This is a genomic window from Methylocystis sp., assembly GCF_051061225.1.
Taxonomy (GTDB): Bacteria; Pseudomonadota; Alphaproteobacteria; order Rhizobiales; family Beijerinckiaceae; genus Methylocystis.
The window spans coordinates 1-7,543 of sequence record NZ_JBPFEB010000003.1 but is presented as its reverse complement, the minus strand read 5'-3'; the positions used below and the strand labels follow the sequence as shown (position 1 = coordinate 7,543).

The window sequence follows — 7,543 nt, the reverse complement described above, 5'->3', positions numbered from 1 at the left end:
CCGATCCCGCCGACCCTCCGGCGCCGTGGACGGCCGCCAAAAAGCGGAGGCGCCGATCGAGACATAGGCTGATCGCCATGCCCGCCAGACTGGGGAATTTTACTTAGGCACTTCTGGGGAATTTAAAATCGGCATTTACAGGCAGGAAGAGCCGCAGCCCGACCATCACCGGAACCTCGCGCGACGCCAGGGTGAGCGAGACCAGCGACTGGCAATTGGCGGTCTTTCCAAGGGACGAGGCGTATTGCGGCGCGACGCCGACCGAGTGCGCGCCCTTCTTCGGCAGGGCCGTATCGTCGACGATCAGCCAAGCGTCGGCGCCGCCAACCATCCTGTCAGCTTCGACAAGGAGAGCCTTTTCCAGCGGCGCTGCGTCCCACGCGCTGCTCGCGATGAAGTGATGAAGCTGGTCGTATCCGACATCGCCGTCGCGCGCCGCCATGGGCTGGACGCTCTTGCGATCCCCCGCGCCGATTAGCCCCGCCACATAGGCCGGGCACATCCGCGCCCGCGTCTTGTGTCGAAGAGCGCTGATGAAAGGCGCCAGCCACCGTTCGAGATCGGACTTCCAGCTGTCGTCCATGGTCGGCCCTCCAAAACGCCGACCACCCATGAATCACGCAAAAGGATCCGAGGGAATCCCAAAAAAGCAGGACCTCTCAAAAATCTGCCAAAGTAGTGCTAGGTGGACTGGTCATCATCGAGTTCGTTCTCAGGACCGACCTGGCTACAATGCGTAAGGCGCGAGAGGCCGCTAGATGCACGCCCCATCCATGTGGTGCGACCGCTGCAATCCGTTGAACGCTGCAAAAGAAGGATCCCGTGCGCTGGAGCCAGAAATGATGAGCCTTCGATACTGGCGCGACGATCTTCGGGCTGTCTGTAGAGAGAAATTCGTTTCAAAAGACCAAACAGTAGGCTGGTCTCGAGCTATTTTTATCAGTTAAGCCAACTGGTCTTATGTGGGTTGCTGGGGAGGTTTACGAAATATCACTCAACTTCATGGCACGGTGCTAAATCCGCCCGATATCAGCCCAGAATGTATCGAGAGTCCGAGTCCTAATGCATGCCAGAATGACGCATAAAGAGAAGTCCTAAGCTGTGAATCACGCCGCCGTCCCTATGCCAACAACTTTATGGGTCTGGACGCAAGGTGAAGTAGCCGCCTTGCCGCCAGCGCCGCGTTGAGTCACTTGCCATATCGGGAAGCTTCGGTTCTTTATTTGTTTGATCGGGCCTTCGGGCGACAGTTCGGCGGATTGAGAGGACAGATCGATGATTCCCTGGGAGATTCAGGCTCGCGAGTTTGTCAATTGCAATTGCGGCTACGCCTGCCCTTGTCAGTTCAACGACTTGCCGACTCACGGCCGCTGCGAGGCCGCCGGCGCCATCGCGATAGACAAGGGCTATTTCGGCGATGTTTCGCTCGACGGCACTAAGATCGCATTCGTCTTCTGGTGGCCGGGCGCAGTGCATGAGGGCAAGGGCAAGTGCCTGCCGATCGTCGACGAAGGCGCGAGCGAAGATCAACGCAAGGCCTTGCTGACGGTGATGTCCGGCGGCGAGACAGATCCGTTCGCCGCGATGTTCAATGTATTCGCGTCGACTCTGGAAACCGTGCATGATCCGGTCTTTACGAAGATCGATTTCGACGTCGACATCGAGGAGCGTAAAGGGCGGATTAATGTCGAGGGCTATTTCGAAACGGTCGGCGAACCGATCCGGAATCCGGTGACCGGCGACCCCTACCGCGTGCGCATCGACCTCCCGCAGGGCTTCGAATACTCAATCGCCGAGGTAGGCAGCGCATCGTCGAACGTTCGTGGACCGATACCACTCCATTAAAGAACAGCTACGGCCAGTTTGCCCATCTTCACCTCAACAATCACGGACCAATCCGCAACTGATCGGCGGAAGCTACGGTGGAAACGACGGCATTTGAAGCTCTCCTGCGCCGCGATCGGGCGATCATGATTTGCCGCCTGATCCTCATCTCGGCTCTCGGCTGGTGCTACGTCATGACCGGCGCAGGCACTGGCATGAGCATGCGCGCCATGACCCGCATCGCCATCTCGCCGGGCGCTTTTTCAAGCGACACGGCCATGCCGCAGCGATGGACCGGCGTCTATTGGGCGATCATGGTGGCGATGTGGTGCGTGATGATGATTGCCATGATGACGCCGAGCGCTGCGCCAATAATTCTGCTTTATGCGCGCGTCACCCGCCATGAGCAGAAGAGCGGCCGAATGGCAGACGGCGTTGTGCCGACCGTCGCCTTCGCCTGCGGCTATCTAAGTGTCTGGCTGCTATTCTCGATCCTGGCCAGTATCCTTCAGTTTTCTCTCGCGCGGGCGGGCCTGGTTCACGCGATGCTGATGTGGTCGCTTAACGCGTGGCTCTCGGCGGGCATGCTTTTCGCCGCGGGGCTCTATCAGTTCACGCCGTATAAGCTGACGTGCCTCAGGCAGTGCCGCTCACCGGCGCACTTTCTTTCTTCTCATTGGCGTCCCGGCCACTTGGGCGCCATCAGGATGGGCGCCAAGCATGGCGCTTTTTGCGTTGGCTGCTGTTGGGCGTTGATGGCGCTACTTTTCGTAGGCGGGCGTCATGAACTTGCTTTGGATCGCTGGCTTGGCGATGCTAGTGCTTGCTGAGAAGGTTGCGCCGTGGGGCGAACTGGTCTCGCGCGCGGCAGGGCTCAGTTGCATCGCCGCGGCCATCTCGATGGCGGTACGCGCTCTTGGAATCGCCTGATAATCCGATTTATCGTGGCGGTGACTACGCCCCCCGCCGCTAGTCTCGCTTCTTCGGGGAAGGTCCCCTTCGGATCAGATTTGCCGTCCGAAATTCGCTAGAAAGGGACCAGTCTGTTACTGGGCTCCGGTCTCCTGCTAGCGGAACGAGCGCACGCTTGCTCTAGGCAAGTTCGAACACCAACCCGTGCCGCTTGCCGATCTGCGGCAACTTCTCGAGATCGCGCGGCAATTCGGAGACTTCGCGGTCAACGTCTTTGAAAAAGGTCTCGGCATGCGCCGGGGCGTCGAAAATTAACATGCGGGCTGGATCTTTGGACACGCCGTGGAATGCGTGAGTCGCACCTGCCGGTGCGTAGACGAAATCCCCCGCGCCAACGCACTCGCGACGACCGTCGATCTCGAATTCCACCTCGCCGGAAATGACGTAATAAGCTTCGTCCCAGGGATGATGGTGGGGCGGCGGACCGGCGTTTTCGGGGATGACGTTCTCCATCAACGACCAGGCGCCGCGCGTATCCTCTGCGCGACAGAGGAAGCGGAGGGCGACGCCCAATACATTCAGGATCTCGCCAGCGCCCTGGCGGACGATCAGGGGGGAAGAAGTCATCCGATCTGCCCTTTCAAATTGAGTTGAATTTCCGGCAGGACTGTCATACTCTGCGCCTGTATGTCATGTAATATGAATTAATGTCAGACGGTATGTCAAGCCCCCAACCATCTCTCGCCGCGCGCCAGTCCGAATTCACCCAGCGGCTGATTGTCGGCGCTGCCATCGAGCTCTTAGAGGAGGCGCCGGTTCAGGAACTATCGATTCGTGCTGCGGCCAAGAGGGCGGGCGTTTCCGAACGCACGGTTTTCCGCCATTTCCAGACCCGCGACGATTTCCTCGACGCCGTCGCGGCCGAGATGGCGGCCCAACTCAAAGTTCCCCTCGATCCGGTGAGTGTTGAGGAGCTTCTTGCCTACCCGAAAGCGCTCTTCTCGCGTTTTGAGGCGACGACGGCGCTCACCAAGGCGGCATTGCATTCGGAGCTCTATGACCGCATGCGGACCGCGGATACGGAAAAGCGCGCCGCCGCAATAGGCGCGTTTATTGACACGCTCGCGCCCGACCGATCACAAGAGGCGCGCAAACGCGCGAGCGCGAACATACGCTACTTTTTGATCGCGACGACCTGGCACTACTACCGTTTCTATTTCGGTTTCACCTTGGAAGACACGGAGCGTTGCGCGCGAACGACGATCGCCCAAACATTGCAGGGGCTCGGCGTGACGGACCCGGCGATTGATCGAGTTATTCGGGAAGATACGTGAGGAAATGGCCCGTCTCGTCTGCAGCGACGATGCCGTCAATGGCGCCTCTGCAACAGCGCGCTATGTCTTCAGACGTCTTTTTCCAAGTCTTTATTAATAAGGTTGAGATTTGGAAGTCGACTTTGCAAGGAGGTTTCAATGCCGATCACTGTCTGGGTCTTGCTCGGCTTCGCCGCCTGGACGTTGCTCATCCTTTTCGCAACGGTGGGCGTCTATCGCTGGAGCCGCATCCTAACCGGCCGCACAGAGATCGGTATTTGGCGCGCCAGCGAATGGTACCGCAGAGCGATACGGGCCCATATGAACTGTGTCGAGAATCTCCCTGTCTATACCGCACTCGTTGTGGCGCAAATATCGGCTCACGTCACGAGTCCGATCCTCGACGGGCTGGCAATCACGATCCTGGCTGCGAGGATCTGTCAAAGCATTATCCATGTGCTTTTTGATCAAACGAATATTGTCGCTGGCGTTCGGTTCGCCTTCTACTTCGCGCAAGTCCTTTCCCTGATCGCAATGGGCGGCCTCATCGCGATGTCAGCGCATGCGTGAAACCGAAGGGGCGCGGACCTTTGGCGCCGCCCTGTGTTCGCGAGAGCGCTTCGAATCACAGTTCTACTCAACGAGAGCAAGCGCCATAAGCCTCTAAGGTGGCGCTTGTGGCATTGGATGCAATCTCGTCCCTTTGCCATCGGGCAGGGTATCGAGCATTCTGGCCAGCGCGGAGCTTTGCTAAGGGAACAGGATGTTGTACCGCTGCCAATCTGGACCCCAGCCGCTTGGATAGCCGCTCGTGACAACAGACTCTTTGATTCGCCTCGCTTGTTTGCATCAACTCCACGGCGATGGCCCACACGCTCTGTCGGTGGATGGATTCGACGTCGTGGTGGTGCGGACACCGGCTGGATTCCGAGCCTTTCAAGGGCGCTGTCCGCACCAGGGAGCCCTTCTGGGAGAAGGCGAACTCAGTGGAGAACGTCTGGTTTGTCGAAACCACGGATGGCGCTTCCGCATCGAGTCTGGCGAGCGGGAAGGTGGGCCTCAGTGCCTCACGTCCTATCCGATCGTCGAGAAGGGTGGCGATATCTATATCGAGGCTTCGGGGCTACTCAGTGCGCCTCGTCGCGTCGGCGCAACACGCACATTGGAGAACCTTCCAGGTCCAAGAGGGCTGCCGTTTCTGGGCAACGCTCACCAACTTGACGTGCCGACACTTCATCTCACGCTCGAAGGCTGGGCCGCCAAATATGGGCCGGTGTATGTGTTTCGATTAGGCTCCAAGCCCGTCGTTGTGCTCTCTGACCCAAAGTGGTGTGAACAGGTCCTACGGTCGCGGCCAGAAATCTTCACTCGCGCGTCTCAGCTTGCCCCCATACTTTCCGAGTTGGGCGCTGAGGGTGTTTTCTCTGCCGAGGGCGAAGCTTGGCGCACGCAGCGGAAACTTGCCGTGAGTGCGCTCGCTCCGACAAACTTTCGCGAGATGTATCCGAAGCTGCAGAGGGTAATCACACGCCTGAAAAGACGCTGGGAGAGGGCGGCCGATCTCGGTTCCCCGGTCAATATCGTCGAAGACCTCAAGCGTTTCACTGTGGATGTCACCACGCTCATCACCTTTGGCCACGACATTAACACCGTCGAGGAGGCGGAGGATGTCATTCAGCACAAGCTTGCGCTCGTGTTTCCGATGCTTAATCGACGACTATTCGCCCTGTTTCCGACATGGAGGTTCGTCCGGCTCCCTCAGGATCGTCGCCTGGATCGCGCGATTGCGGAGCTGCGTGCCTGGCTCAGCGAATTGGTGGTCGCCGAGCGAGCGCGTCTAGCTGCCGAGCCTCGACGAGCCGAAAGGCCCTCTAATTTCCTCGAGGCCATGGTGTCGGCGCGGGATGGAGAAGGGCGGCCTTTTTCAGACGAAATAATTTTTGGAAACCTAATGACGATGCTGCTCGCCGGCGAAGACACGACCGCGTATACGCTGGGGTGGGCTGTGCATCAACTATGTGATAATCCCGAGTCCGTGAATCAGCTACGGCGAGAGGCGGATCGGCTCCAAGGAGCATCGGACGTAGCAGGCGACATCGAGACGGCGAATAAGCTCGTCTGGGCCGGCGCAGTCGCAAACGAAACGATGCGTCTTCGCCCAGTTGCCCCCTTCCTGCTCCTCGATGCTAAGGTCGACACCGTCATCGGCGATCTGTTCGTCGTAGCGGGTACTCGCGTGGCCGTACTTCTGCGTCCAGGGACGCGCGATCCAAGGCACTTTGCCGACCCTCATGCCTTCCGGCCCGAGCGCTGGCTCGGCGAGATCTTGGGAGCGCACGACGCGTCGGTGCATATTCCTTTTGGCTCGGGCGCTCGCATTTGTCCCGGTCGCCTTCTCGCTCTACTCGAAATGAAGCTGCTTCTCGCGATGCTATACAAGAATTTCGAGGTGGAACGTTTGGGCAAAGCCGAGGACGTAGGGGAGCAATTCGCCTTTACGATGTCGCCAAGGGACCTGAAGGTGCGCCTGCGCCGCCGCTCCAGCGCGCTTGCCCGAAACGGCGAGCTCCTGAAGTAGCGAATCATCCAGCAGGTCTGTCGCCTCGATGACCGCGCTGGGTAACGAGGAGAACTTCGCAGACGGTCGCTTTGCGCCATTTCCGAACCTTCCTGCTGCCAGTCCCCTCAAAAAAGGTTAAGCAGCAGATTTTCCTCGCGACATCATTATGACGCGCCAATCGACCGCCGAACCTTCGGTGCGCCTTAACTTCTTCGGCCCAAATCGCGCCTACCACGATGCTCGTCAGCACTTTGTCTTTAAAGGTAACCCACGACCGCCGCGGGAAGCCCGAGGGGCGCGCGCGGGGATTGCCGCGGACGTGCCTCAAAGTCCTGTAAGCTCGATCCGCACCAGGCCAGACGTGATTGCTATGTTAGGGTTGTTTCAAAAAGCGAATGCTTCGCAAGCCCCGGAGCTAGAGCAGAGCGCCGAAAGCCAAAACGATCACGCATCAAAGGCTCGCCTGCAGGCTTTGATTCAGCGGGGGATAATCGCGGCGAAGAGCATGTTTGGCGTAGAGACCTGAACCGGTCCGTCTCGGATGGTTACAAGGCGCTTATCGTCGATTTTGCCTTGATTCCCTTCCTGGATTCGACCGGTGCCAATGTCATGGAAGGGCTAGCGCTGAGACGCTCGTCGGGCAGTTCGGCTCTTCGTGACCGGAGCGAGCTTCGGGATCCGTCGCGCGCTACAACTGCATGGGTTGCGCCCGCTGATGCTTCTCCTCGGCGCGGCGATGCTCGGCGGCGGCTATTATCTGGTCATCGAGAGACCCAGGCAGGTCGCGCAGACGGAGTGACCTTGCCCTCGAAGAACGTCTCCCAAGGCTGATCGGATAAGATCTGGCTTTGGAGGTTGGTATGAAAGACTCATTTCGGGGGCAATACACGCTTGAGTTCAAGCAAGAGGCAGTTCGGCTGGTTCGAGGAGGCGC

The 7,543-nt window shown here is 59.0% G+C and carries 8 protein-coding genes and 3 pseudogenes; 9 read left to right on the top strand and 2 right to left on the bottom strand.

From position 1 onward, the window contains the following. Positions 1-139: 139 nt before the first annotated feature. Positions 140-620, bottom strand: a pseudogene (locus tag ACR652_RS00130) (IS701 family transposase); the annotation flags it as partial. A gap of 655 nt (positions 621-1,275) precedes the next feature. Between ACR652_RS00130 and ACR652_RS00125 the strand changes: the two are divergent. From ACR652_RS00125 to ACR652_RS00115, 3 genes and pseudogenes are all read left to right on the top strand, one after another. Further along, a pseudogene (locus ACR652_RS00125) lies at positions 1,276-1,907 on the top strand (DUF1326 domain-containing protein). Positions 1,908-1,922: 15 nt separating this feature from the next. After that, positions 1,923-2,654, top strand: a complete 732-nt coding sequence (locus tag ACR652_RS00120) for a DUF2182 domain-containing protein (protein WP_434504486.1) — start codon at positions 1,923-1,925, stop codon at positions 2,652-2,654. Further along, positions 2,608-2,754 carry a DUF2182 domain-containing protein gene (locus ACR652_RS00115; RefSeq protein ID WP_434504485.1) on the top strand — a complete coding sequence of 49 codons (147 nt, stop codon included), beginning with the start codon at positions 2,608-2,610 and terminating at the stop codon, positions 2,752-2,754. The genes ACR652_RS00120 and ACR652_RS00115 overlap by 47 nt, the downstream gene beginning before the upstream one ends. A gap of 162 nt (positions 2,755-2,916) precedes the next feature. Here the strand turns inward: ACR652_RS00115 and ACR652_RS00110 are convergent, their stop codons facing one another. Next, complete coding sequence (locus tag ACR652_RS00110) at positions 2,917-3,363, bottom strand: cupin domain-containing protein (RefSeq protein ID WP_434504484.1); 447 nt, start codon at positions 3,361-3,363, stop codon at positions 2,917-2,919. A gap of 80 nt (positions 3,364-3,443) precedes the next feature. On the opposite strand from ACR652_RS00110, the pseudogene ACR652_RS00105 reads away from it, so the two are divergent. The 6 genes and pseudogenes from ACR652_RS00105 to ACR652_RS00080 form a co-directional block, all read left to right on the top strand. Beyond that, positions 3,444-3,641, top strand: a pseudogene (locus ACR652_RS00105) (TetR/AcrR family transcriptional regulator); the annotation flags it as partial. 21 nt (positions 3,642-3,662) lie between these two features. Continuing rightward, the gene (locus ACR652_RS00100) at positions 3,663-4,070 is read left to right on the top strand and encodes a hypothetical protein (protein WP_434504487.1); all 408 of its coding nucleotides are present in this window, start codon (positions 3,663-3,665) and stop codon (positions 4,068-4,070) included. A 138-nt stretch (positions 4,071-4,208) separates the two neighbouring features. Further along, on the top strand, positions 4,209-4,619 hold the full coding sequence (locus tag ACR652_RS00095) for an MAPEG family protein (RefSeq protein ID WP_434504483.1): 411 nt from the start codon (positions 4,209-4,211) through the stop codon (positions 4,617-4,619). Positions 4,620-4,860: 241 nt separating this feature from the next. Further along, the gene (locus ACR652_RS00090) at positions 4,861-6,627 is read left to right on the top strand and encodes a cytochrome P450 (RefSeq protein WP_434504482.1); all 1,767 of its coding nucleotides are present in this window, start codon (positions 4,861-4,863) and stop codon (positions 6,625-6,627) included. Positions 6,628-6,775: 148 nt separating this feature from the next. Beyond that, positions 6,776-7,135 (top strand): hypothetical protein, encoded by a 360-nt coding sequence (locus ACR652_RS00085; RefSeq protein WP_434504481.1) that lies wholly within the window; start codon positions 6,776-6,778, stop codon positions 7,133-7,135. A gap of 129 nt (positions 7,136-7,264) precedes the next feature. Further along, complete coding sequence (locus ACR652_RS00080; RefSeq protein WP_434504480.1) at positions 7,265-7,408, top strand: hypothetical protein; 144 nt, start codon at positions 7,265-7,267, stop codon at positions 7,406-7,408. The last annotated feature ends 135 nt before the right edge of the window (positions 7,409-7,543 follow it).